Origin of the sequence: Streptomyces sp. KPB2 (genome assembly GCF_003950055.1) — a bacterium.
GTDB classification, from domain to species: Bacteria; Actinomycetota; Actinomycetes; order Streptomycetales; family Streptomycetaceae; genus Streptomyces; species Streptomyces salinarius.
In genome coordinates this window covers 6,305,794-6,329,557 of sequence record NZ_CP034353.1, presented here as the reverse complement: position 1 = coordinate 6,329,557, position 23,764 = coordinate 6,305,794, and the positions used below count along the sequence as shown (strand labels likewise).

The window sequence follows — 23,764 nt, the reverse complement described above, 5'->3', positions numbered from 1 at the left end:
CGAGGGTGCTCGTGTCCCGTAGCCGGTACCCCCTGAGCCGTCCACCCACGCATCACAGGGCGCGCCCGGGTCACCCGTCGCCACCGAAGGGCGACCCTGCTGCTCCGACGCGACGGCTGGGCGTTCGACTGCGGCACCCTCCGGGCACACTGCGCCCTCTCGCGCCCTGCGCGGCACCTCCCGGCCCGACGCGGCATCCTCCGGGGCCACCACGGCGTCCCCGGACCCGGCGCAGCGCCCTCCGGGCCCGACGCAGCACCTCCGGCCCGCGCGCGGCACCTCCGGGCCCGGCGGGGCACGTCCGGCCCCCGCGCGGCATCTTCCCGCCCGGCGTCTCGGCGCGCTGTGTGATGTCCGCTGTCCGGCCCGATGCGCCCGGCATGCGGCGCGGGTGCCTCGGCGTGTGGACGGATCGGTCCGGTGGCGAGTGGACTCGGGTCGTGCGGCGGGGCTGCCGGGCGGACGGGTGCGCCCGGACCGGCCCCGGTGTCAGCCTCGCTGGCCGTATCCCCGCAGGCGCTCCGCGACCTCCGCCAGTTGGGCCGGTGTCAGCAGGGACGGCGAGTGGCCCGGCACCGAGGAGGCCGTCAGCCACAGGCGGCACATCCACTCGAGCTGGGCGGTGCGGTCGTAGGCCTGGTCGAGCGAGGCGCCGTAGGTGATGGTGCCGTGGTTGCGGAGCAGGCAGCCGGTGCGGCCGGCGAGGGCGTCGAGCATGCCGCGGGCGAGTTCGTCGGTGCCGTAGGCCGCGTACGGGGCGACCCGGACGGGGCCGCCGAGCGCGGCGGTCATGTAGTGCACCGGCGGGAGTTCGGGCACGAGCAGCGAGACCGCCGTGGCGTGCACGGCGTGGGTGTGGACGACGGCCCGGGCGCCGGGGTCGGCGCGGTACACGGCCAGGTGCATGGGCAGTTCGCTGGTGGGGACCAGGGTGCCGAGCACCTGCCGTCCGTCCAGGTCGACGCCGGTCATGTCGTGCGCGGCCAGACGGTCGTACGACACACCCGACGGGGTGACCAGGACCGTGTCGCCGACGCGCACCGAGACGTTCCCGGAGGTGCCCACCACGAGCCCGTCGGCGACCGTCCGCCGGGCCGTCGCGACGAGTTCCGCCCAGGCCGCCTCCCGGGCCGGCTCCGCGGTCGGGTCCCCGGCCGTTTCCCGGGCCGGCTCAGCGGCCCCTTCCGCCCCTCCGGCCCGCGAATACGTCACAGTCACCGTCTCCTCCCGGGCCGTCCGCGGGCCCCTCGCGTGCCGTCGCCGAACGGCCTCCCGGTGATCCTGCCAGGGACGTCTCCGGAGAGCACCGGAGCGGGCACGCAGAGGGAGGCTCGGACACCGCTTCCGGTCACCGTGACGCCCTGCTCAGTTCATCTTCCGTTCACCCTGGTTACCTACGTTCGACGCGCCAACGACCTCGAACGATTGCCTGGGTAAATGGAAAGCTTCTCGCTGATCCTCGCGATTGTGGTGGTAACCGCACTCGCGTTTGATTTCACGAACGGTTTCCACGACACCGCGAACGCGATGGCAACGACCATTTCGACCGGTGCGCTCAAGCCCAAGGTGGCGGTGGCGATGTCCGCCGTCCTCAACCTTGTAGGCGCCTTCCTCTCCGTGGAGGTCGCCAACACGATCTCCAAGGGTCTCGTCGACGAGACCGGCATCCGTCCCGAGGTCATCTTCGCCGCACTGGTCGGCGCGATCCTCTGGAACCTGCTGACCTGGCTGGTCGGACTCCCGTCCAGCTCCTCGCACGCCCTGATGGGCGGCCTGATCGGTGCCGCCGTCGCCTCGGCCGGCATCGGCGCGGTCAACGGCGACGTGCTCGTCACCAAGGTGCTCCTCCCCGCGATCGCCGCCCCGATCGTGGCCGGCCTCGCGGCGTTGCTCGCGACCCGGATGACGTACTCGCTGGGCCGCAAGGCCGACGGCAGGGCCGCCGCGAAGGGCTACCGCGCCGGCCAGATCGCCTCCGCCGGCCTGGTCTCGCTGGCGCACGGCACCAACGACGCCCAGAAGACGATGGGCATCATCACCCTCGCCCTGATCGCCGGCGGCTCGCTCGCCCCCGACTCGGACCCGCCGGTGTGGGTCATCCTGTCCGCGGGCCTGGCCATCGCGCTCGGCACCTACCTGGGCGGCTGGCGCATCATCCGCACCATGGGCAAGGGCCTGACCGACCTCCAGCCGCAGCAGGGCTTCGCCGCCCAGACCAGCGCCGCGACGGTCATCCTGGCCTCCTCCCACCTCGGCTTCTCCCTCTCCACCACGCACTCGGTCTCCGGTGCGGTCATGGGCGCGGGTCTCGGCCGCAAGGGCGGCGTGGTCCGCTGGTCCACGGCCACCCGGATGTTCGTCGCCTGGGGCCTGACGCTGCCCGCCGCGGCCCTGGTCGCCGCGCTCGCCGAGTGGGTCTGCCGCGCCGGCGACTGGGGCACGGCCCTGGTCGCGGTCTTCCTGGTCGCCTCCAGCTTCGCGATCTGGCGGATCTCCCGCCGCGAGGTCGTCGACCACACCAACGTCGTCGACACCGGAGAGCCCGGGGCCGCCGAGCCGGCCGGTGTGGTCACCACGGCGATGGCCGCCGTGTCGCCGCCCCCGGCGGGCACCACCGAGGACCTGACGGCCACCGTCGCGGCCCCGGCCGCCACCCCCGACCCCAAGGCCCCCTCGGCCACCACCGTCTGAGCCCGCGTCCCGGGTACGAAGGAAGCGAACCTCCATGAGCATCGACTGGGCAGCCCTCGGCTCCGTCTTCGGCGTCAGCCTCGTGGTCACGGTGGCCCTGGTGGGCCTGTTCACCCTCGGCATCGTCGGCCTCTCCCGCCAGGAGCGGGCCGTCGCCCAGGGCGGCACCGCGACCCTCGCGGTCGCCGGCGCGTACGCCTGCTTCGCGGCCTGCACGGCGGCGGTGGCGTACGGGATCTATCTGATCGTCGCCTGAGCGTCGCCCGGCCGCGGGCGCACGCTGCGGGGCGGGGCGCGGAACGGACTCGAACCGTTCCGCGCCCCGCCTTTTCGCGTGCCGGCGCACACCGCGCCTGTGTGGGCCTTCGCACACTCCCCCGTCGCAGGTCAACGCCAGGTTGACGGGTGTTCGCGGACCGTGGTGGACTTCCTGGGCCATCTACGGCGGCAGGAGAGGAAGCCCGGTGCGAATCCGGCGCGGTCCCGCCACTGTGACCGGGGAACAGGAACCCCCGGGAGCCAGGAACTCTCACCGCCGGACTCTTCGAACCAGGGCGTGGACACCCTGAGTGAGGACATGACGCGATGCCCGGCTGCCGCCACCGCTCGACGCCCCGTACCAGGTGCCTCCCTGCCCGTGTGACCGGCTGAGCCCATGCGTGCCGGACGCGTCTTCGCGTACGGCGCCACCGCCGGCCTCCTCGGCGACCTCCTCCTCGGCGACCCGCGCCGCGGACACCCGGTCGCCGCGTTCGGCCGTGCCGCGGGCGCCGTGGAACAGGTGCTGTGGCGGGACCACCGGGGCCGGGGCGCCGTGCACACCGCCGTGTGTGCCGGTGGCGCCGCCGCCCTCGGGCTGGCCGCCTCCCGTGCCGTACGCCGCTCCCCCGCCGCCTCCGTCGCCCTGACCGCGGCGGCCACCTGGGCCGTGGTCGGCGGCACCTCGCTGGCCCGCGAGGCGAAGGCCGTCGGCCGTGCCCTGGAGGCCGGGGACGTCGAGGCGGCCCGGGCCCGGCTGCCGCACCTGTGCGGGCGGGACCCGCAGGCGCTGGACGCCGACGGAATCGCCCGGGCCGTCGTGGAGTCCGTCGCCGAGAACACCTCGGACGCGGTCGTGGGCGCCCTCGTGTGGGGTGCCGTCGCCGGAGTGCCGGGGCTGCTCGGCTTCCGCGCCGTCAACACGCTGGACGCGATGGTCGGCCACAAGTCGCCCCGGTACCGCCGCTACGGCTGGGCCTCGGCCCGCCTCGACGACCTCGCGGGCTGGCCGGGCGCCCGCCTGACCGCCGTACTGACCACCGTCGCCGGTGGCGACCCGCGGGGCGCCGTACGGGCCTGGCGCGCGGACGCCGCACGGCACCCGAGCCCCAACGCCGGGCCCGTGGAGGCCTCGTTCGCGGGCGCCCTCGGCGTGCGGCTCGGCGGGACGCTCTCCTACGGCGGGCGCATCGAGCACCGGCCCGTCCTCAACGGGGCGGCGGGCCGCGCCGTACGGGCGTCCGGCACCGGCGACATCGACCGTGCCGTACGCCTGTCCCGGCGCGTGGGCTGGCTGGCGCTGGGCGTGTGCGCGGGCGCGCGGCTGCTCGTGCGACAGGCCGCCTCCTCGAAGAACCGGGGCGTCACGAAGGGACGTACGTCATGAACGGTGGCCTGCTCGTCGCCGGCACCACCTCCGACGCCGGCAAGAGCGTCGTCACCGCCGGGATCTGCCGCTGGCTGGTGCGCCAGGGCGTGAAGGTGGCGCCCTTCAAGGCGCAGAACATGTCGCTCAACTCCTTCGTGACCCGCGAGGGCGCCGAGATCGGACGGGCCCAGGCGATGCAGGCCCAGGCCTGCCGGGTGGAGCCGACCGCGCACATGAACCCCGTGCTGCTCAAGCCCGGCGGGGAGCGCAGCAGCCAGGTCGTGCTGCTGGGCAGGCCCGTCGGCGAGATGAGCGCCCGCGGCTACCACGGTGGACGTCAGGAGCGGCTGCTCGGCACGGTGCTCGACTCGCTCGCCGAACTCCGCGCCTCCCACGACGCGGTGATCTGCGAGGGCGCGGGCAGCCCGGCCGAGATCAACCTGCGCCGCACCGACATCGTCAACATGGGGATCGCGCGGGGCGCCGGCCTCCCCGTCCTGGTCGTCGGCGACATCGACCGCGGCGGCGTCTTCGCCTCCTTCTTCGGCACGGTGGCGCTGCTGGCGCCCGAGGACCAGGCGCTGGTCGCCGGGTTCCTCGTGAACAAGTTCCGGGGCGACGTGTCGCTCCTGGAGCCCGGGCTGGAGATGCTGCACGGCCTCACCGGGCGGCGGACGTACGGCGTGCTGCCGTTCCGGCACGGGCTCGGCATCGACGAGGAGGACGGCCTGCGCGTCTCGCTGCGCGGCACGGTGCGGGAGTCGGCCGTCGCGCCGCCGGTCGGCGAGGACGTGCTGCGGATCGCCGTCTGCGCGGTCCCGCTGATGTCCAACTTCACGGACGTGGACGCGCTGGCCGCCGAACCGGGCGTGGTCGTGCGGTTCGTGGACCGGCCGGAGGAGCTGGCCGACGCCGACCTGGTGATCGTGCCGGGGACGCGCGGGACGGTGCGGGCACTTCAGTGGCTGCGGGAGCGGGGGCTCGCGGACGCGATCGCCCGGAGGGCCGCCGAGCAGCGGCCCGTGCTCGGGATCTGCGGCGGCTTCCAGCTCCTCGGCGAGCACATCGAGGACGACGTCGAGTCCCGCGCCGGGCACGTGGACGGGCTGGGGCTGCTGCCCGTCCGGGTGCGGTTCGACCGCGAGAAGACCCTCACCCGGCCGGTGGGCGAGGCCCTCGGCGAGCGCGTCGAGGGGTACGAGATCCACCACGGGGTCGCCGAAGTCGTAGCAGGTGAACCCTTCCTGGACGGCTGCCGGGTCGGCCAGACCTGGGGGACGCACTGGCACGGCTCGCTGGAGTCGGACGGCTTCCGGCGGGCGTTCCTGCGCGAGGTGGCCGCCGCCGCGGGCCGCCGCTTCGTGCCGGCCCCCGACACCTCGTTCGCCGCGCTGCGCGAGGAGCAGCTCGACCGGCTCGGCGACCTGATCGAACACCACGCGGACACCGACGCGCTGTGGCGGCTCATCGAGTCCGGCGCGCCGCAAGGACTGCCCTTCATTCCACCGGGAGCGCCCGCATGAGCACTGTGCTGTTGTTGTCGACCGCCGACACGGACCTGCTGGCGGCCCGCGCGTCGGACGCCGCCTACCGGATCGGCAACCCGACCCGGATCGACGTCCGCGAGGAGCTGCCGGACCTGGTCGATGGCGCGGACCTCGCCGTCGTCCGCCTGCTCGGTGGCAAGCGCGCCTGGGAGGACGGGCTGGCCGCGCTGAGGGCCGCCGGCCTCCCGACGGTCCTGCTCGGCGGCGAGAGCGTGCCGGACGCGGAGCTGATGGCCGAGTCGTCGGTTCCGGCCGGGGTGGTGGCTCAGGCGCTGCGCTACCTGGTCGAGGGCGGCCCCGACAACCTCACCCAGCTCGCCCGGTTCCTGTCCGACACGGTGCTGCTGACCGGCGAGGGCTTCGACGAGCCGCGGAAGATGCCGGAGTACGGCGTCCACGGCGAAGGCCCCTTCATCGAGGGCCGTCCCACGGTCGGCGTGCTCTTCTACCGCGCCCACCAGCTCAGCGGCAACACCGCGTTCGTCGACACGCTGTGCGACGCGATCGAGGCGCGCGGCGCCAACGCGCTGCCGGTGTACTGCGGTTCGCTGCGCGGCGCGGACCCGGGGCTGTACGAGCTGCTGGGCCGGGCCGACGCCCTGGTCGCCACCGTCCTCGCGGCGGGCGGCACGCACGCCTCGCAGGCGTCGGCAGGCGGTGACGAGGAGGCGTGGGACATCGGGGCGCTGGCCGACTTGAACATCCCGGTGCTGCAAGGACTCTGCCTCACCTCCTCCCGGGCCGCCTGGGAGGCCTCGGACGCCGCGCTCTCCCCGATGGACGCGGCGATGCAGGTCGCGATCCCGGAGTTCGACGGGCGGCTGGTCACGGTGCCGTTCTCCTTCAAGGAGCAGGGCCCGGACGACGTGCCGGTCTACGTCGCCGACCCCGAGCGGGCCGCGCGCGTCGCCGGGATCGCCGTACGGCACGCGGCGCTCGGGCACAAGCCGAACGCCGAGAAGAAGCTCGCGCTGGTCTTCACGGCGTACCCGACCAAGCACTCCCGGGTCGGCAACGCGGTCGGTCTCGACACGCCGGCGTCGGCGGTGCGGGTGCTGGACGCGCTCAGGGACGCGGGGTACGGGGTCACCGAGTACCCCTCCGAGGGCGACGAGCTGATCCACCGGCTGATCGAGGCCGGCGGCCACGACGTGGAGTGGCTGACGGAGGACCAGCTGGCGGCGGCGCCCGCGCGGGTGCCGCTGGCCGACTACCGGGCGTGGTTCGAGAGGCTCGACCCCGAACTCCGGGACGGCATGCGGGAGGCGTGGGGCGACCCGCCGGGCTCGCTGTACGTGGACGGCGACGACATCGTGCTGGCCTCCCTCCAGTTCGGGAACGTCGTGGTGATGATCCAGCCGCCGCGCGGCTTCGGGGAGAACCCGATCGCGATCTATCACGACCCGGACATGCCGCCGTCGCACCACTACATGGCCGCCTACCGCTGGCTGGAGCACAGCTTCGGCGCCGACGCGATCGTGCACATGGGCAAGCACGGCACGATGGAGTGGCTGCCGGGCAAGGGGCTGGGGCTGAGCGCCGGTTGCGCGCCGGACGCCGTGCTCGGCGACCTGCCGCTGATCTACCCCTTCATCGTCAACGACCCCGGCGAGGGCACCCAGGCCAAGCGGCGCGGCCACGCGACGGTGGTGGACCACCTCGTGCCGCCGATGGCCCGCGCCGACACCTACGGCGACCTGGCCAAGCTGGAGCAGCTCCTCGACGAGTACGCGCTCGTCTCCGACCTGGACCCGACGAAGGCGCCGGCGGTCCGGGCGCAGATCTGGACGCTGGTCAAGGCCGCCGAGCTCCACCACGACCTGCACGTGGACGACCAGCCGGACGACGACGACTTCGACGAGTTCGTCATGCACATCGACGGCTACCTGTGCGAGATCAAGGACGTGCAGATCCGCGACGGCCTGCACATCCTGGGCGGCGGCCCGGTCGGCGAGCCGCGCGTCAACCTCGTCCTCGCGGTGCTGCGCGCCTCGCAGGTGTGGGGCGGACAGGCGAACGCGCTGCCGGGTCTCAGGGCGTCCCTGGCCGAGCACTTCGGCCTGGTGGAGAAGGAACTGCTGGCCGCGCCCGGCGCCCCGGTGAAGGTGCCGGCGGAGCTGACGGACCTGGTGGACGGTCCGGCCCGTTCGGCGGCCGACGCGATCGACCTGCTGGAGCAGCTGTGCCGGCGGATCGCGGAGGGCATGGAGCTGCGGGCATGGGACCCGGCGGCCGTCCCGGGCCTGGTCCACGACGTGCTGGGCACCGAACTTCCCGACGCGGTGGCGGTGCTGGAGTTCGCCTGCGCGGAGGTCGTACCCCGCCTCGCCCGGACCACGGACGAGATCGAACACATCCTGCGGGCCCTGGACGGCGGTTACGTCCCGGCGGGACCGTCGGGCTCCCCGACCCGCGGGCTGGTCAACGTCCTGCCGACCGGCCGCAACTTCTACTCCGTCGACCCGAAGGCCATCCCGTCCCGGCTGAGCTGGGAGGTGGGCCAGTCGCTGGCCGACTCGCTGATCCAGCGGTACCTGACCGACACCGGTGAGTACCCGAAGTCGGTCGGCCTCACGGTGTGGGGCACCTCCGCGATGCGCACCCAGGGCGACGACATCGCCGAGATCCTGGCGCTGCTGGGCTGCCGCCCGGTCTGGGACGACGCCTCGCGCCGGGTGACGGGCTTCGAGGTGGTGCCGCTCGCGGAGCTGGGCCGGCCGCGCGTGGACGTCACGGTGCGCATCTCGGGGTTCTTCCGGGACGCGTTCCCGCACGTCGTCGGGTTGATCGACGACGCGGTGCGGGCGGTGGCGGAGCTGGACGAGCCCGCCTCGCAGAACTTCGTCCGCGCGCACGCCGACGAGGACACCGCCGAGCACGGCGACCGGCGCCGGGCGACCTCCCGCATCTTCGGCTCCAAGCCGGGCGCGTACGGCGCCGGTCTGCTGCCGCTGATCGACGCCCGCAACTGGCGCAGCGACGCGGACCTCGCCGAGGTGTACGCGGTGTGGGGCGGCTACGCCTACGGGCGCGGGCTGGACGGGCGGGCGGCGCGCGGGGACATGGAGACCGCGTTCCGGCGGATCGCGGTGGCGGCCAAGAACGTGGACACACGTGAGCACGACCTCGTCGACGCCGACGACTACTTCCAGTACCACGGCGGCATGGTCGCCATGGTGCGGCACCTGACGGGCGAGAGCCCGGAGGCGTACGTCGGCGACTCGGCCACCCCCGACCAGGTGAAGACCCGGACGCTGGGCGAGGAGACGCACCGCGTCTTCCGCGCCCGCGTCGTCAACCCGCGCTGGATGGCGGCGATGCGGCGCCACGGCTACAAGGGCGCCTTCGAGATGGCGGCCACCGTGGACTACCTCTTCGGCTACGACGCCACGGCCGGGGTCGTGGACGACTGGATGTACGAGCGGCTCAGCGCCGAGTACGTCTTCGCCCCGGAGAACCGGGACTTCATGAAGAAGTCCAACCCCTGGGCGCTGCGCGGCATCACCGAGCGGCTGCTGGAGGCGGCCGACCGCGGCCTGTGGGCCGAACCCGACGCGGAGACGCTGGAGCGGCTGCGCGCCACCTATCTGGAGCTCGAAGGCGACTTGGAGGGCGACGACAAGTGAGTACCCCGTTCCCGTTCACGGCCGTCGTGGGCCAGGACGACCTGCGGCTCGCGCTGCTGCTGAACGCCGTCTCCCCGGCCGTCGGCGGTGTGCTGGTGCGCGGCGAGAAGGGCACCGCGAAGTCCACGGCCGTGCGGGCGCTGTCGGCGCTGATGCCGGAGGTGGACGTCGTCTCCGGGTGCCGTTTCTCCTGCGACCCCGACGCCCCCGACCCGGGCTGCCCCGACGGCCCGCACGCGCCGGGTGCCTTCGCCTCGCGCCCGGCCCGCATGGTCGAGCTGCCCGTCGGCGCCTCCGAGGACCGGCTGGTGGGCGCCCTGGACATCGAGCGGGCGCTGGCGGAGGGCGTGAAGGCCTTCGAGCCGGGGCTGCTGGCCGACGCGCACCGCGGGATCCTGTACGTCGACGAGGTCAACCTGCTCCACGACCACCTGGTCGACCTGCTCCTCGACGCCGCCGCGATGGGCGCCTCCTACGTCGAGCGCGAGGGCGTCTCGGTGCGGCACGCGGCGCGGTTCCTGCTGGTCGGCACCATGAACCCCGAAGAGGGCGAGCTGCGTCCGCAGTTGCTGGACCGGTTCGGCCTCACCGTCGAGGTCGCCGCCTCGCGCGAGCCCGACCAGCGGGTGGAGGTCGTACGGCGCCGGCTGGCGTACGACGACGACCCGGCGGGTTTCGCCGCGCGCTGGGCCGACGAGGAGGCCGCCGTACGGGCGCGGATCGTGGCGGCGCGGGAGCTGCTGCCGTCGGTGCGCCTGGGCGACGGGGCGCTGCGGCAGATCGCGGCGACCTGCGCGGCCTTCGAGGTGGACGGCATGCGGGCCGACATCGTGATGGCCCGGACGGCGACCGCGCTGGCGGCCTGGGCCGGGCGGACGGAGGTGCTCGCGGAGGACGTACGGCAGGCGGCACTGCTGGCGCTCCCCCACCGGCGGCGGCGCAATCCGTTCGACGCGCCGGGGCTGGACGAGGACAAGCTGGACGAGACGCTGGAGGAGTTCGGCGGGTCGGACGGGGACGGTCACGACGGGGACGACGATCCCGACCCGGGGCCGGGCGGCGGTCCCGGTGGGCAGCCCGAGCCCGACGACGCGCCGCAGGGCGACGGGGACGCCGCCGCGCGCCCCGAGGCCGGGGAGGACGGTGAGCCGCAGCCGTCCGGTGGTGGCGGTGAGCAGTCCCCCGCGCGTGCCGCCGAGCCGTTCCGGACCAAGGTGCTGAGCGTGCCGGGGCTGGGTGAGGGCGCCGCCGGGCGGCGTTCACGGGCGCGGACCGAGCACGGACGGACCACGGGCGCCCGGCGGCCGCGGGGCGCGCTGACCAAGCTGCACCTGGCCGCCACCGTGCAGGCCGCCGCACCGCACCAGCGGGCCCGGGGCCGCAGCGGACCGGGGCTGGTGGTGCGCCGGGACGACCTGCGGCAGGCGACGCGCGAGGGGCGTGAGGGCAACCTCGTGCTGTTCGTCGTGGACGCCTCCGGGTCTATGGCGGCGCGGCAGCGGATGAGCGCCGTCAAGGGCGCCGTCCTGTCGCTGCTGCTGGACGCCTACCAGCGGCGGGACAAGGTGGGGCTGGTGACCTTCCGGGGTTCGGCGGCCGACGTGGCGCTGCCGCCGACCTCGTCGGTGGACGCGGCGGCGGTGCGGCTGGAGTCGCTGCCGACGGGCGGGCGTACGCCGCTGGCCGCCGGGCTGCTGCGTGCCCACGAGGTGCTGCGGGTGGAGCGGCTGCGGGATCCGGCGCGGCGGGCGCTGGTCGTCGTCGTGACGGACGGGCGGGCCACGGGTGGTCCCGAGCCCGTCGCGCTGGCGGGGCGTGCCGCGCGGCTGTTCGCCGCCGAGGGCACCGCCTCCGTCGTCGTGGACTGCGAGTCGGGACCCGTGCGGCTCGGGCTGGCCGGGCGGCTCGCGGGTGAGCTGGGCGGTACGGCGGTGACGCTGGACGAGCTGCGGGCCGACTCGATCGCCGGGCTGGTGAAGGACGTACAGGCGACCAGGAGGGCCGCGTAATGCCGCAGGGGAAGCCGAGTGTCGTGCCGGACGACGGCCTGACGACCCGTCAGCGGCGCAACCGTCCGCTGGTCGTGGTGCACACGGGGATCGGGAAGGGCAAGTCCACCGCCGCCTTCGGGCTGGCGCTGCGGGCCTGGAACCAGGGGTGGCCGATCGGGGTGTTCCAGTTCGTCAAGTCGGCGAAGTGGAAGGTCGGCGAGGAGAACGCCCTGCGGGTGCTGGGCGCCAGCGGTGAGGGCGGGTCGGTCGACTGGCACAAGATGGGCGAGGGCTGGTCCTGGGTCCAGCGGGACGCGCAGCTGGACAACGAGGAGAAGGCCCGGGAGGGCTGGGAGCAGGTCAAGCGGGACCTGGCCGCCGAGACGTACAAGCTGTACGTGCTGGACGAGTTCGCCTACCCGATGCACTGGGGGTGGGTCGACACCGACGAGGTGGTGTCCGTGCTGCGCGAGCGGCCCGGGACCCAGCACGTCGTGATCACCGGGCGGAACGCGCCCGACGCGCTGGTGGAGTGCGCCGATCTCGTCACCGACATGTCCAAGGTCAAGCATCCGATGGACGCGGGGCAGAAGGGGCAGAGGGGCATCGAGTGGTGACCTCTCCCGATTCCGGTGTTCCCCGGCTGGTCATTGCCGCGCCCTCGTCCGGGAGCGGCAAGACCACCGTCGCCACCGGGCTGATGGCCGCGCTCGCCGGGCGCGGGCTCGCCGTGTCGCCGCACAAGGTCGGGCCCGACTACATCGACCCCGGCTACCACGCGCTCGCCACCGGGCGGGTGGGGCGCAACCTCGACGCGTACCTGTGCGGGCCCGAGCTGGTCGGGCCGCTGTTCCTGCACGGGGCGCGGGGGTGCGACATCGCCGTGGTGGAGGGCGTGATGGGGCTGTACGACGGGGCGGCGGGCGAGGGGGAGCTGGCGTCCACCGCGCAGGTCGCGAAGCTGTTGCGGGCGCCGGTGGTGCTGGTCGTGGACGCGTCGTCGCAGTCGCGGTCGGTGGCGGCGCTGGTGCACGGGTTCGTGTCCTGGGACCCGGAGGTGCGGATCGGGGGCGTGATCCTGAACAAGGTCGCGTCGGACCGGCACGAGGGGTTGTTGCGGGAGGCGGTGGACTCCGTCGGGGTGCCGGTCCTTGGAGTGTTGCGGCGGGCCGCTCCCGTGGAGACGCCTGCACGGCACCTGGGCTTGGTACCCGTTGCCGAGCGGCGTGCGCAGGCGGTGGAGGCGGTTGCGGCGATGGCCGCGCAGATGGCCGACGGGTGTGATCTGGAGGCGTTGGTCGGGTTGGCGCGCAGTGCGGGTGCGTTGCCCTGTGCGGCTTGGGACGCGGACGATGCCTTGGATTTCTCGCCCCCGCCGCCCCTTCCCGTCCCTACCCCGGGGGCTGCCGTCCCCGGATCCCCGCTTTCGGCCCTGAACGGGCCTCGTCCTCAAGCGCCGGACGGGCTGAAAGCGCGCGTCGCCGTCGCCGGAGGGGCCGCCTTCACGTTCTCCTACGCCGAGCACACCGAGTTGCTCGCCGCCGCCGGGGCCGAGGTCGTCACGTTCGATCCGCTTCGGGACGAGGAGTTGCCCGAGGGGACCGCCGGGCTCGTGATCGGGGGCGGGTTCCCCGAGGTGTACGCCTCCGAGCTGTCCGCGAACGAGGGGCTGCGCAAGTCCGTCGCCGAGCTGGCGCTGAGCGGTGCTCCGGTGGCCGCCGAGTGTGCGGGGCTGCTGTATCTGTGCCGGGAGCTGGACGGGTTGCCGATGTGCGGGGTGCTGGACGCCGCCGCGCGGATGTCGGAGCGGCTGACGCTGGGCTACCGGGACGCCGTGGCCGTGTCCGACAGCGCGCTGGCCGGGGCGGGGACGCGGATGCGGGGGCACGAGTTCCACCGGACGGTGGTGGAGCCGGGGGCCGGGGCCGCGCCGGCCTGGGGGATGCGGGCGCCCGAGCGGCGCGTCGAGGGATTCGTGGAGCGCGGTGTGCACGCGAGCTATCTGCACACGCACTGGGCGGCCGAGCCCGGTGTCGCCCGTCGGTTCGTGGAGAGGTGCCGGACGTCATGAGCAGCAGGCTGATCGGTGTGGGGGTCGGGCCCGGGGATCCCGAGCTGGTGACCGTGAAGGGGGTCAACGCGCTGCGGGGCGCCGATGTCGTGGTCGTGCCCGTCATGGACACCGGCGAGCGCGGCCGCGCCGAGGCGACCGTGCTGCACTACGTGGGCGCCGAGAAGGTCGTGCGGGTCGTGTTCGCGCTGAACGAGCGCACCGACCGGGCGCGGCGCGAGGCGGCCTGGGACGCGGCCGGGGAGCGGGTGGCCGGGCTGCTGCGGGAGCACGCCGCCGTCGCCTTCGCGACCATCGGGGACCCCAACGTGTACTCCACCTTCACCTACCTCGCGCAGACCGTCGGCGCGCTGGTGCCGGGGACGGTCGTGGAGACCGTGCCGGGGATCACCGCCATGCAGGACCTCGCGGCACGGTCGGGGGCCGTGCTGACCGAGGGGACCGAGCCGTTGACGCTGGTGCCGGTCACGGCGGGGTCCGCCGTGCTCAAGGACGCCTTGCACGGGCCCGGCACCGTGGTCGCCTACAAGTTCGGCCGGCAGGCGGCCGAGGTGGCCGAGGCGCTGCGGGAGAGCGGGCGCCTCGACGACGCCGTGTGGGGGTCGGCGCTGGGGCTGCCGGAGGAGTCCGTACGGCCGGCTGGCGAGCTGGACGGGGCGCCGCTGCCGTATCTGTCGACGCTCATCGCGCCCGCCCGGCGCGAGGGCGGGCGGGGCGGGAAGCTGTGACCGCCTCCCGTTCCCGGCGCTCACTCCGCGATGCCCACCACCAGCCAGATGAACGCGGCGCCCGCGACCGTGCACAGCAGGGTCGAGCGGGCGGGGTGCTCGTGGTGGGCCTCGGGGAGGATCTCGGCCGCCGCGAGGTACAGGAGCACGCCGCCGAAGAGGCCGAGATAGGCGCCGAGCGCTTCCTCCGGGATCGTGAAGAGCAGCGTGGAGGACGCGCCGACGACGGGGGCGATCGCGTCGGCGACCAGCATGGCGATGGCGCGGCGGCGCGCGTTGCCGTACAGGCTGGTCAGTGTGTAGGTGTTGAAGCCGTCCGCGAAGTCGTGGGCGATCACCGCCATCGCGACCGCCGCGCCCATGCCGCCGCCGACCTGGAAGGCGGCGCCGATCGCCACGCCGTCCATCGCGCTGTGCCCGACCATCGCGGCCGCGGCCGTCAGGCCCACCTCGGGCGAGCGGTGGCCGTGTTCGTCGGCGCCGTGGGCGGCGCGGCGGGCCGCCAGCAGGCGTTCCACCAGGTGCGCGAGCAGGAAGCCGGCGACGAAGAGCAGCAGGGCCGCGGGCACGCCGAACACCTCGTCGCCCGCCGCCTCCAGGGCCTCCGGCAGCAGGTCGAGGCCGACCACGCCCAGCATGAGGCCGCCGGCCAGGCCCAGGACCAGGTGGCGCCGGTCGGTCACGCGCTGTGCCGTCCAGCCGCCGGCCAGCGTCATCAGGAACGCGCCGAGCGCGACGAAGACCGCCATGGGCCCTTGGTATCCGATCACGCCGCGTTCACGCGCGTACGACAGCGGCAACCGCAGTAAATATGCGCAGCGCGCACAGGAACAGGACGCAGACCAGGATGCACAGGAGAGGACCGAACACGATGGATTCCGAGGCCAGGGTGACCTTCGTCGGTGCCGGTCCCGGCGCCGCCGATCTGCTGACGTTCCGTGCGGCGCGTGCCATCGCCGAGGCGGACGTGGTGATCTGGGCGGCGAGCCTCGTCCAGGCGGAGGTGCTCCAGCACGCGCGCGAGGGCGCCGAGGTGCTGGACTCGGCCACGATGTCGCTGGAGGACGTCGTCGCCGTGTACCGGCGGGCCCGCGAGGAGGGGCTGCGGGTGGCCCGCATCCACTCGGGCGACCCGGCGTTGTGGGGCGGCACGCAGGAGCAGCTCGACCGGTGCGCGGAGCTCGGTGTCGCGACCGAGGTGGTGCCCGGGGTCTCCGCGTTCTCGGCGGTGGCCGCGCTCGCGCAGCGGGAGCTGACCATTCCGGAGGTCGCGCAGTCCGTGGTCCTCACCCGGCTCGGCGGGGGCAAGACGCCGATGCCGCCCGGGGAGGAGGTGCGGGAGTTCGCCCGGCACGGGACGACCATGGCCGTCTTCCTGTCGGCGGCCCGCAGCGGCCAGCTGGTGCGGGAGCTGCTGGAGGGCGGTTACCCGACGGACACGCCGGTCGTCGTCGCCTACCAGGCCACCTGGCCGGAGGAACTGGTCGTGCGGTGCACGATCGGGACGCTGGAGGAGACGGTCAAGGAGCACAAGCTCTGGAAGCACACCCTGTTCCTGGTCGGCCCGGCCCTCGACGCGCACGGCACCCGCTCGCACCTCTACCACCCGGGGCACTTCCACGGCTATCGCAAGGCCGACCCCGAGGCGCGCCGGGAACTGCGTGCGCGGGGTGCGAGCACGTGATCAAGGTGGTCGGGGCGGGGACCGGTTCCCCGCCGCCCGAGGACGTGGCCGACGGCGCGGAGCTGGTCGTCGGCGGACGGCGGCACCTGGACGCCGTACGGCTGCCGGAGGGGGCCCGGACGGTGGTCCTCGGGGCGCTGGCGCCCGCTCTGGACACGGTCGCGGAGTACGTCGCCGAGGGGCGGCCGGTGACCGTGCTGGCCTCCGGTGATCCGGGGTTCTTCGGGATCGTGCGGGCGCTGGCCGAGCGGTTCGGGTCCGAGCGGCTGGACGTGCGGCCGGGGGTGTCCTCGGTCGCGGCGGCCTTCGCCCGGGCCGGGCTGCCGTGGGACGACGCCGTGGTGGCCAGCGCGCACGGGCGGGACCTCAGGACCGCGGTGCACCTGTGCCGGGCTTACCCGAAGGTCGCCGTGCTGACCGGTCCCGGGGCCGGTCCGGCGGAGCTGGGGGCCGCGTTGCGGGACGACGGGCGGGTGTTCGTCGTCGCCTCCGCACTGGGCTCGGCCGAGGAGCGCGTGGAGCGGGTGACGCCCGCCGAGGCGGCCGTCCGCGACTGGGGGACGGCGGTGAGTGTGGTGCTGTGCCTGGACGAGGCACGGGTGCTGGGGCCGGTGCGGGCGGTCGCGGGACCGCGTCCCGGTCCGGCCGGGTGGGCGCTGGACGAGGACGCGTTCGTGCACCGGGACTCGATGATCACCAAGTTCGAGGTGCGGGCGCTGGCGCTGGCCCGCCTCGGGCCGCGCCCCGGCGACCTGGTGTGGGACGTCGGCGCGGGCTCCGGCTCGGTGGCCGTGGAGTGCGCGCGGCTGGGGGCCGCCGTCACCGCCGTCGAGAAGACGCCGGACGGGGTCGGGCGGGTCCGTGCCAACGCCGCCGCGCACGGTGTGGACGTGCGGGTGGTGCACGGGGCGGCGCCCGGGGTGCTGTCCGGACTGGGCGAGGACCCGGACGCGGTGTTCGTGGGCGGTGGCGGGCGCGAACTGCCCGCGATCGTCGCCGAGTGCGCGCGGCGGGCCCGGCGCGTCGTGGTCGTCGCCGTGGCCGCGCTGGACCGGGTGCCGGCGGCCCGCGAGGCGCTGCTCGGCGCCGGTCTCGAGTGCGACGGGGTGCTGCTGCAGTCCTCCCGGCTCGCGCCGCTGCCGGGTGACGTGACCCGGCTCGCGGCCACCAATCCCGTCTTCCTGCTGTGGGGCGTCCGGCCGCACAGCCGTATCGAAGGAGTTGCCCCTTGATCGGCCTCATCTCCGCCACGGCGGCGGGAGCGGCGGCGCGGGACCGGCTGGCCGCGGCGTGGCCGGAGCGCACGCGCGTGTACGACGGTCCCGTCGCGGACGCCGTACGGACCGCGTTCGCCGAGTGCGACCGGCTGGTGTGCTTCCTGGCCACCGGCGCGGTGGTCCGGCTCGTGGCGCCGCTGCTGGACGACAAGCGGACCGACCCGGGTGTGGTGTGCGTCGACGAGGGCGGCCGGTTCGCCGTGTCGCTGGTCGGCGGGCACGGCGGCGGCGCCAACGAACTGGCCCGCGCGGTCGGCGAGGTGCTGGGCGCGGAGCCGGTGGTGACGACGGCGACCGACGCGGTGGGGCTGGCCGGCCTGGACACGCTCGGGCTGCCCGTCGAGGGCGACGTCGCCGGGGTGTCGCGGGCGCTGCTGGACGGCGAACCCGTGGCGCTGCGCGCGGAGGTGGCGTGGCCGCTGCCGCCGCTGCCGGTCACCGCCGACGGGGCCTACGGCATCCGGGTGACGGACCGTGCCGTGGAACCGGCCGGGGGCGAGGCCGTCCTGCGTCCGCCGTCCCTGGTCGTCGGGGTCGGCGCCTCCCGGGGCGCACCGGTCGACGAGGTGTTCGGGCTGGTGGAGGAGGCCCTGCGCGAGGCGGGGCTGTCCGCCGCGTCGGTCGCCGAGCTGGCCACCGTGGACGCCAAGGCGGAGGAGCCCGGGATCGTCGGGGCCGCCGAGCGGCTGGGCGTGCCCCTGGTGACGTACGCCGCCGACACGCTGGCGGGCGTCGAGGTGCCGAACCCCTCCGACGCGCCGCTCGCCGCCGTGGGCACCCCGTCGGTCGCGGAGGCGGCGGCGCTGGTGCGCGGGGGCGAACTCCTCGTGCCCAAGCGGAAGTCGGCGGCGGTGCCCGCGATGGCGACCTGTGCGGTCGTGCGGCGGCCCGGGCGCGGACGGCTCGCGGTGGTCGGGCTCGGGCCGGGCGCCCGGGACCTGGTGACGCCGCGGGCCCGGGCCGAGCTGCGGCGGGCGTCGGTGCTGGTGGGGCTCGACCAGTACGTCGACCAGATCCGCGATCTGCTGCGGCCCGGCACGCGCGTGCTGGAGTCGGGGCTCGGCGCGGAGGAGGAGCGGGCCCGGACCGCGGTCGAGGAGGCGCGGCGCGGGTACGCCGTCGCGCTGATCGGCAGCGGGGACGCCGGGGTGTACGCGATGGCCTCGCCCGCGCTGGCCGAGGCGAGCGACGACATCGACGTGGTCGGGGTGCCGGGCGTGACGGCGGCGCTGGCGGCCGGGGCGATCCTGGGCGCGCCGCTGGGCCACGACCACGTGTCGATCAGCCTGTCCGACCTGCACACGCCGTGGGAGGTGATCGAGCGCCGGGTGCGGGCGGCGGCTGAGGCGGACCTCGTCGTGACGTTCTACAACCCGCGCAGCCGGGGCCGCGACTGGCAGTTGCCGAAGGCGCTGGCGATCCTCGCCGAGCACCGGGAGCCGTCGACCCCGGTGGGCGTGGTGCGCAACGCGTCGCGGGCCGACGAGTCGAGCCGCCTGTCCACGCTGGCCGCGCTCGACCCGGCGACGGTGGACATGATGACCGTCGTCACGGTGGGCAACTCCGCGACCCGAAAGATCGCGGGGCGCATGGTGACGCCGCGCGGCTACCGCTGGCAGGACGACCCGGCGTCCCGCCGCTCCCCCGCCGCTTCGTCCCGGCCCTCGGGGTCCGGGACGTCCGTATCCGAGACACCCGCATCCGAGACATCCGAGGAGAACCTGTGACGACCCCGCCCGCCCTGCTCATCGCCGGACACGGCACCCGGGACGAGGCCGGAGCCGAGGCGTTCCGCGACTTCGTGCGCGAGCTGGGCCGACGCCACCCCGAACTGCCCGTCGCGGGCGGCTTCATCGAGCTGTCCCCGCCGCCGCTGGGCGACGCGGTCGCCGAGCTGGTGGAGCGCGGTGTGCGCCGGTTCGCGGCGGTGCCGCTGATGCTGGTCTCCGCCGGGCACGCCAAGGGCGACATCCCGGCGGCGCTGTCGAGGGAGAAGGAGCGCCACCCCGGCATCTCCTACACCTACGGGCGTCCGCTGGGCCCGCACCCCGCGCTGCTGCGGGTGCTGGAGCGACGCCTCGCGGAGGCGGTCGACCCGGCCTGGGACCCGTCCGAGGTGACCGTGCTGCTGGTGGGGCGCGGGTCGACGGACCCGGATGCCAACGCCGAGGTGTTCAAGGCGGCGCGGCTGCTGTGGGAGGGGCGCGGTTACGCGGCGGTGGAGACGGCGTTCGTGTCGCTGGCGAAGCCGGACGTGCCGGGCGGCCTGGACCGGTGTGCGCGGCTGGGGGCGCGGCGGGTCGTGGTGCTGCCGTACTTCCTGTTCACCGGCATCCTCCCGGACCGGGTCCGGCACCAGACCGAGGAGTGGGCCGCCGCGCACCCGGAGACGGAGGTGCGGTCGGCGGACGTCATCGGTCCCGAGCCGGAGCTGCTCGACCTGGTGTGGGAGCGGTACGAGGAGGCCGTGAAGGGCGATCTCCGGATGAACTGCGACAGCTGCGTGTACCGGATCGCGCTGCCGGGGTTCGAGGACAAGGTGGGGCTGCCGCAGCAGCCGCACTTCCACCCCGACGACGACGGCGACCACCACCACGGGCACCATCACGGGCATGGACACGCACACTCCCACGCACACTGATCCCGGCGGCCCGGACCTGCGGCACCACGGGGACGCCGAGGTGCGCGACGACGGTTCGGCGCTGGTGGACCTCGCGGTGAACGTCCGCGCGGACACTCCCCCGGCCTGGCTGCGGGAGCACGTCGCCGCCTCGCTCGGCTCGCTCGCCGCCTATCCGGACGGGCGGGCGGCGCGGGCGGCGGTGGCGGCGCGGCACGGGCTGCCGGTGGAGCGGGTGCTGCTCACGGCGGGCGCGGCGGAGGCGTTCGTGCTGCTGGCGCGGGCGCTGAAGGTGCGCCGGCCGGTCGTCGTGCACCCCCAGTTCACCGAGCCCGAGGCAGCGCTGCGGGACGCGGGGCACGCGGTCGGCCGGGTACTGCTGCGGGCGGCGGTCGGCTTCCGTCTCGACCCGGCGGCCGTACCCGAGGACGCCGACCTGGTGGTGGTCGGCAACCCGACGAACCCGACCTCGGTGCTGCACCCGGCGGACGGGCTGGCGTCGCTGGCCCGGCCCGGGCGGACGCTGGTCGTGGACGAGGCGTTCATGGACGCGGTGCCGGATGAGCGGGAGGCGCTGGCCGGGCGGACGGACGTACCCGGGCTCGTCGTCCTGCGCAGCCTCACCAAGACGTGGGGCCTCGCGGGGCTGCGCATCGGGTACGTCCTGGCCGCCCCGGAGACGATCGCCGAACTGGAGCGCGCGCAGCCCCTGTGGCCGGTCTCCACGCCCGCGCTGGCGGCCGCCGAGGCGTGTGTGGCACCCCGCGCGCTGGCGGAGGCCGCCCACGCCGCCCACCGCATCGCCGCCGACCGGGACCGTCTGGTCGCCGGGCTCGCGGAGTTCGCGGACGCCGGGGTGCGGGCCGCCGGTCCGGCCGAGGGCCCCTTCGTGCTGGTCCGCGTCCCGGACGGTGCCGCCGTACGGCACCGGTTGCGCGGCCTGGGCTACGCGGTGCGGCGCGGGGACACGTTCCCGGGGCTGGGCGAGGAGTGGCTGCGCCTGGCGGTACGGGACCGGACGACGACGGAGGGCTTCCTGCGCGCGCTGCGACGGGCACTGGCGCCGACGCCCCCAGCCTGACGCGCACGCAGTACGGCCCCGCCCGGCCCCCTCACGGTCGGCCCCGCCCGCGCCGGGCCGGGCCCGCCTCGTTACGGGCCCGGGCCGACCCCCCGACCTGCCCCCTCACGGCAAGCCCCGCCGGGCCGGGACCGCCACCCCCCGCCTCACTACGGACCCCGGCCAGCCCCCCAACCGAGGCCACTGCCCGACACCCCCAACCGGTCCCCCCACGGCAAGCCCCGCCGGGCCGGGCCCGCCGCCCCCACCTCGTTACGGACCCCGGCCGACCCCCGGCCGAGGCCGCTCTCGACGCCCCAACCGGTCACCTCGCGGCAAGCGGGGCCGGGCCGGGACCGCCGCCCCCACCTCGTTACGGACCCCGGCCGCCCCTCGGCCGAGGCCGCTCTCGACGCCCCAACCGGTCCCGTCGCGGCAAGCACCGGGGCCCCGCCGGAACCGGGATTGCGGCACCGGCCGCGACGGACGGCACCGACGAGCTGCCGCCCCCCCCCTCGGGCACGACCGCCTCCGGACGGACACCCCGGCCGGAACGGTCCGACGGCGCTGCCCCGGCCAGTCCCGCCTGCCCGTCAGCCCCGCCTGCGCCGGGCCAGCACCAGGGCGCCGCCGCCCGCCAGGACCAGGGCCGCGGCGCCGGCCGCGACGTACGGCGTCGCGGAGCTGCCGCCCGTCTCGGCCAGGTCGGCCTCGGTGCGGGTGCCCTGGGCCTTGACGTCGGCCGCGGGCTCGGCGGCCGGGTCGGCGTCCTGCTGGGCCGGGGGCTGCTCGGCCGGGGGCTGGTCGGCCTCGTCCGCGGGGGCGGTCGGGGACTCGCAGGTCGCCTTCGCCAGGGTGACGGTGCCGTCGACCTCGGCGACGTTCAGGTCGAGCGGGTTGACGTGGACCTTGAGTTCGAGGGCGGTGGCGGCGGCCGTACGGGAGGTGGTCTCCGTCTTCGAGAGGTCGAGCCGTACCTCGCCGACTCCGGGCACCTTCACGTCCGTGGTCCCGCCGGCGGTGAGCGTGACCTTCTTGCCGAGGACGGTCACCGGTCCCAGCAGGTTGGCGTCGGCGACCGGCTTCTTCCCGGCCTCGCAGGTCGCCGTGGAGGTGACCTCCTGCACTTCGATCACCGACAGCAGCGGCAGGCCCGGGACGTGGAGCCCGGCGCGGGCCAGCGTCGTGGTGCCCTCGCTCTTCGCGGCGGTGGCCGTCGCCTTCGCCTCGGCGACGTCGGCGCGCAGGACGCTGAAGGGCTTTCCGCCGTCGACGCCGTCCAGCCGGGCGGTGAGCGCGGTCTTCTCGGCGCTCTCGGGTGCCTGCACCTCGTTGAGGGTGACCGCGAGCGGGACGTTCACGGTCTTGTCGAGCAGGGAGACGTCGAGCCCGGTGCGCAGCACGGTGGCGCTCGCGCGCCCGTGGTCGCCGGTCGCGTGGGCGGATCCCGCGCCGGCCAGGGTCGCGGGGCCCGCGGCCAGGGCCGTGGCCGCCGCGACGGTGGCGAGACGGCGTGCGGGCATGCGGAAGGTGTTGCCGTTCAAGGTGGTGGGACCCCCAGTGAGACATGCGTGCGGGGCACGCATGAGCGACGTGCTTGGGACCCGGACAGAATGTCCCCGCGTCCGCCGAACGGTCAGCGAACTCGGGGCACTTCACCCCTTCGTGGGGTTTCGGCGTACCGTTTCGAACCCTTTTCGCATCGCGCCGTACGGGTGTTCCCCTGCGTCACTCCTGTCGGCTAACCGACGACCCGCCCGTTCAGCACCACCCGGCGCGGAGCGGTGAGCACGCGCACGTCCGCGCGCGGGTCCTGTTCGTACACCACCAGGTCCGCCGGTGCGCCCTCGTCCAGTCCCGGGCGGCCGAGCCAGCGCCGGGCGGCCCAGGTGGTCGCGGCGAGGGCCTCGACGGGCGGGATGCCGGCGGTGACCAGTTCCGCGACCTCCGCACCGGCCAGACCGTGGGCGAGGGCACCGCCCGCGTCGGTGCCGACGAAGACCGGGACGCCGGCGTCGTAGGCGTTGCGCACGGTCTCGTAGCGGCGTTCGTGCAGCCGGCGCATGTGGGCCGACCAGCGCGGGAAGCGCGCCTCGCCGCCGTCGGCCAGCGCGGGGAAGGTGGCGATGTTGACGAGGGTGGGCACGATGGCGACCCCGCGCTCGGCGAACAGGGGGATCGTGTCGTCGGTCAGCCCCGTGGCGTGCTCGACGCAGTCGATGCCGGCCTCGACCAGGTCCCGCAGGGAGTCCTCGGCGAAGCAGTGCGCGGTGACGCGGGCGCCCAGCCGGTGCGCCTCCGCGATGGCCGCCTCGACGGCGCCGCGCGGCCAGCAGGCCGACAGGTCGCCGAGGTCGCGGTCGATCCAGTCGCCGACCAGCTTCACCCAGCCGTCACCGCGCCGAGCCTCCTGGGCGACGTACGCGACGAGGTCCTCGGGCTCGACCTCCCAGGCGTAGTTGCGGATGTAGCGGCGGGTGCGGGCGATGTGCCGGCCGGCCCGGATGATCTTCGGGAGGTCCTCGCGGTCGTCGATCCAGCGGGTGTCGGAGGGCGAGCCCGCGTCACGGATGAGCAGCGTGCCCGCCTCGCGGTCGGTCAGCGCCTGCTTCTCGGCGACGTCCGCGGGGACGGCGCCGTGCTGGTCGAGGCCGACGTGGCAGTGCGCGTCGACCAGGCCGGGCAGCGCCCACCCCTCGACGGTGCGGACGTCGGCGGCGCCGGCGGGCCGGTCGTAGGAGATCCGGCCGTCGATCACCCACACTTCGTCCCGGACCTCCTCCGGCCCGACGAGCACCCGACCCTTCACGTGCAGCACCGCGCGTTCGCTCATGCCCCGCAC

Annotated in this window: 18 protein-coding genes and 1 riboswitch; of the genes, 14 read left to right on the top strand and 4 right to left on the bottom strand. The window is 75.1% G+C overall.

Features of this window, described 5'->3' with window-relative positions; genetic code table 11:
* Nucleotides 1-489: 489 nt before the first annotated feature.
* Nucleotides 490-1,212, bottom strand: a complete 723-nt coding sequence (locus D1J63_RS28510) for a class II aldolase/adducin family protein (RefSeq protein ID WP_125632807.1) — start codon at nt 1,210-1,212, stop codon at nt 490-492.
* A gap of 225 nt (nt 1,213-1,437) precedes the next feature.
* Here D1J63_RS28510 and pitH point away from each other — a divergent pair, with 225 nt between their 5' ends.
* The 9 genes from pitH (at nt 1,438) to cobI (ending at nt 14,281) form a co-directional block, all read left to right on the top strand.
* Complete coding sequence (gene pitH / locus D1J63_RS28505) at nt 1,438-2,691, top strand: low-affinity phosphate transporter PitH (protein ID WP_125632805.1); 1,254 nt, start codon at nt 1,438-1,440, stop codon at nt 2,689-2,691.
* 34 nt (nt 2,692-2,725) lie between these two features.
* Nucleotides 2,726-2,947, top strand: a complete 222-nt coding sequence (locus D1J63_RS28500; protein ID WP_061445465.1) for a hypothetical protein — start codon at nt 2,726-2,728, stop codon at nt 2,945-2,947.
* A 148-nt stretch (nt 2,948-3,095) separates the two neighbouring features.
* Nucleotides 3,096-3,241: riboswitch (cobalamin riboswitch) on the top strand.
* Between the two features lie 105 nt (nt 3,242-3,346).
* A complete protein-coding gene (locus tag D1J63_RS28495; RefSeq protein ID WP_125632803.1) occupies nt 3,347-4,336 on the top strand; it encodes a cobalamin biosynthesis protein in 990 nt (329 codons plus the stop codon).
* A complete protein-coding gene (locus tag D1J63_RS28490) occupies nt 4,333-5,841 on the top strand; it encodes a cobyric acid synthase (protein ID WP_125632801.1) in 1,509 nt (502 codons plus the stop codon). Before D1J63_RS28495 ends, D1J63_RS28490 begins: the two co-directional genes overlap by 4 nt.
* The gene (gene cobN, locus D1J63_RS28485; RefSeq protein ID WP_125632799.1) at nt 5,838-9,491 is read left to right on the top strand and encodes a cobaltochelatase subunit CobN; all 3,654 of its coding nucleotides are present in this window, start codon (nt 5,838-5,840) and stop codon (nt 9,489-9,491) included. The genes D1J63_RS28490 and cobN overlap by 4 nt, the downstream gene beginning before the upstream one ends.
* Nucleotides 9,488-11,500 (top strand): putative cobaltochelatase, encoded by a 2,013-nt coding sequence (locus D1J63_RS28480; protein WP_125632797.1) that lies wholly within the window; start codon nt 9,488-9,490, stop codon nt 11,498-11,500. Before cobN ends, D1J63_RS28480 begins: the two co-directional genes overlap by 4 nt.
* Nucleotides 11,500-12,099, top strand: coding sequence for a cob(I)yrinic acid a,c-diamide adenosyltransferase (gene cobO / locus D1J63_RS28475; RefSeq protein ID WP_102929786.1), 600 nt, complete (start codon nt 11,500-11,502; stop codon nt 12,097-12,099). The genes D1J63_RS28480 and cobO overlap by 1 nt, the downstream gene beginning before the upstream one ends.
* Nucleotides 12,096-13,553 (top strand): cobyrinate a,c-diamide synthase, encoded by a 1,458-nt coding sequence (locus tag D1J63_RS28470; RefSeq protein ID WP_125632795.1) that lies wholly within the window; start codon nt 12,096-12,098, stop codon nt 13,551-13,553. The genes cobO and D1J63_RS28470 overlap by 4 nt, the downstream gene beginning before the upstream one ends.
* Nucleotides 13,550-14,281 carry a precorrin-2 C(20)-methyltransferase gene (gene cobI / locus D1J63_RS28465; protein WP_125632793.1) on the top strand — a complete coding sequence of 244 codons (732 nt, stop codon included), beginning with the start codon at nt 13,550-13,552 and terminating at the stop codon, nt 14,279-14,281. Before D1J63_RS28470 ends, cobI begins: the two co-directional genes overlap by 4 nt.
* 20 nt (nt 14,282-14,301) lie before the next feature.
* Here cobI and D1J63_RS28460 read toward each other — a convergent pair whose 3' ends face one another.
* A complete protein-coding gene (locus tag D1J63_RS28460) occupies nt 14,302-15,030 on the bottom strand; it encodes a ZIP family metal transporter (RefSeq protein WP_125632791.1) in 729 nt (242 codons plus the stop codon).
* A 122-nt stretch (nt 15,031-15,152) separates the two neighbouring features.
* Here D1J63_RS28460 and cobM point away from each other — a divergent pair, with 122 nt between their 5' ends.
* From cobM to cobC, 5 genes are read left to right on the top strand one after another with little or no spacing between them, the layout of a single operon-like run.
* Complete coding sequence (gene cobM / locus D1J63_RS28455) at nt 15,153-15,965, top strand: precorrin-4 C(11)-methyltransferase (protein ID WP_102929784.1); 813 nt, start codon at nt 15,153-15,155, stop codon at nt 15,963-15,965.
* On the top strand, nt 15,962-17,197 hold the full coding sequence (gene cbiE, locus D1J63_RS28450; protein WP_164713013.1) for a precorrin-6y C5,15-methyltransferase (decarboxylating) subunit CbiE: 1,236 nt from the start codon (nt 15,962-15,964) through the stop codon (nt 17,195-17,197). Before cobM ends, cbiE begins: the two co-directional genes overlap by 4 nt.
* On the top strand, nt 17,194-18,969 hold the full coding sequence (cobJ, locus tag D1J63_RS28445) for a precorrin-3B C(17)-methyltransferase (protein WP_241235618.1): 1,776 nt from the start codon (nt 17,194-17,196) through the stop codon (nt 18,967-18,969). Before cbiE ends, cobJ begins: the two co-directional genes overlap by 4 nt.
* Nucleotides 18,966-19,883, top strand: a complete 918-nt coding sequence (locus tag D1J63_RS28440) for a sirohydrochlorin chelatase (protein ID WP_102928821.1) — start codon at nt 18,966-18,968, stop codon at nt 19,881-19,883. The genes cobJ and D1J63_RS28440 overlap by 4 nt, the downstream gene beginning before the upstream one ends.
* Nucleotides 19,855-20,943 (top strand): Rv2231c family pyridoxal phosphate-dependent protein CobC, encoded by a 1,089-nt coding sequence (gene cobC / locus D1J63_RS28435; protein WP_164713012.1) that lies wholly within the window; start codon nt 19,855-19,857, stop codon nt 20,941-20,943. The genes D1J63_RS28440 and cobC overlap by 29 nt, the downstream gene beginning before the upstream one ends.
* Before the next feature lie 572 nt (nt 20,944-21,515).
* Here cobC and D1J63_RS28430 read toward each other — a convergent pair.
* Both D1J63_RS28430 and D1J63_RS28425 read right to left on the bottom strand, forming a co-directional pair.
* A complete protein-coding gene (locus tag D1J63_RS28430) occupies nt 21,516-22,466 on the bottom strand; it encodes an SCO1860 family LAETG-anchored protein (protein WP_164713011.1) in 951 nt (316 codons plus the stop codon).
* Nucleotides 22,467-22,663: 197 nt separating this feature from the next.
* A complete protein-coding gene (locus D1J63_RS28425) occupies nt 22,664-23,755 on the bottom strand; it encodes an amidohydrolase family protein (RefSeq protein ID WP_102927380.1) in 1,092 nt (363 codons plus the stop codon).
* Nucleotides 23,756-23,764: the final 9 nt, after the last annotated feature.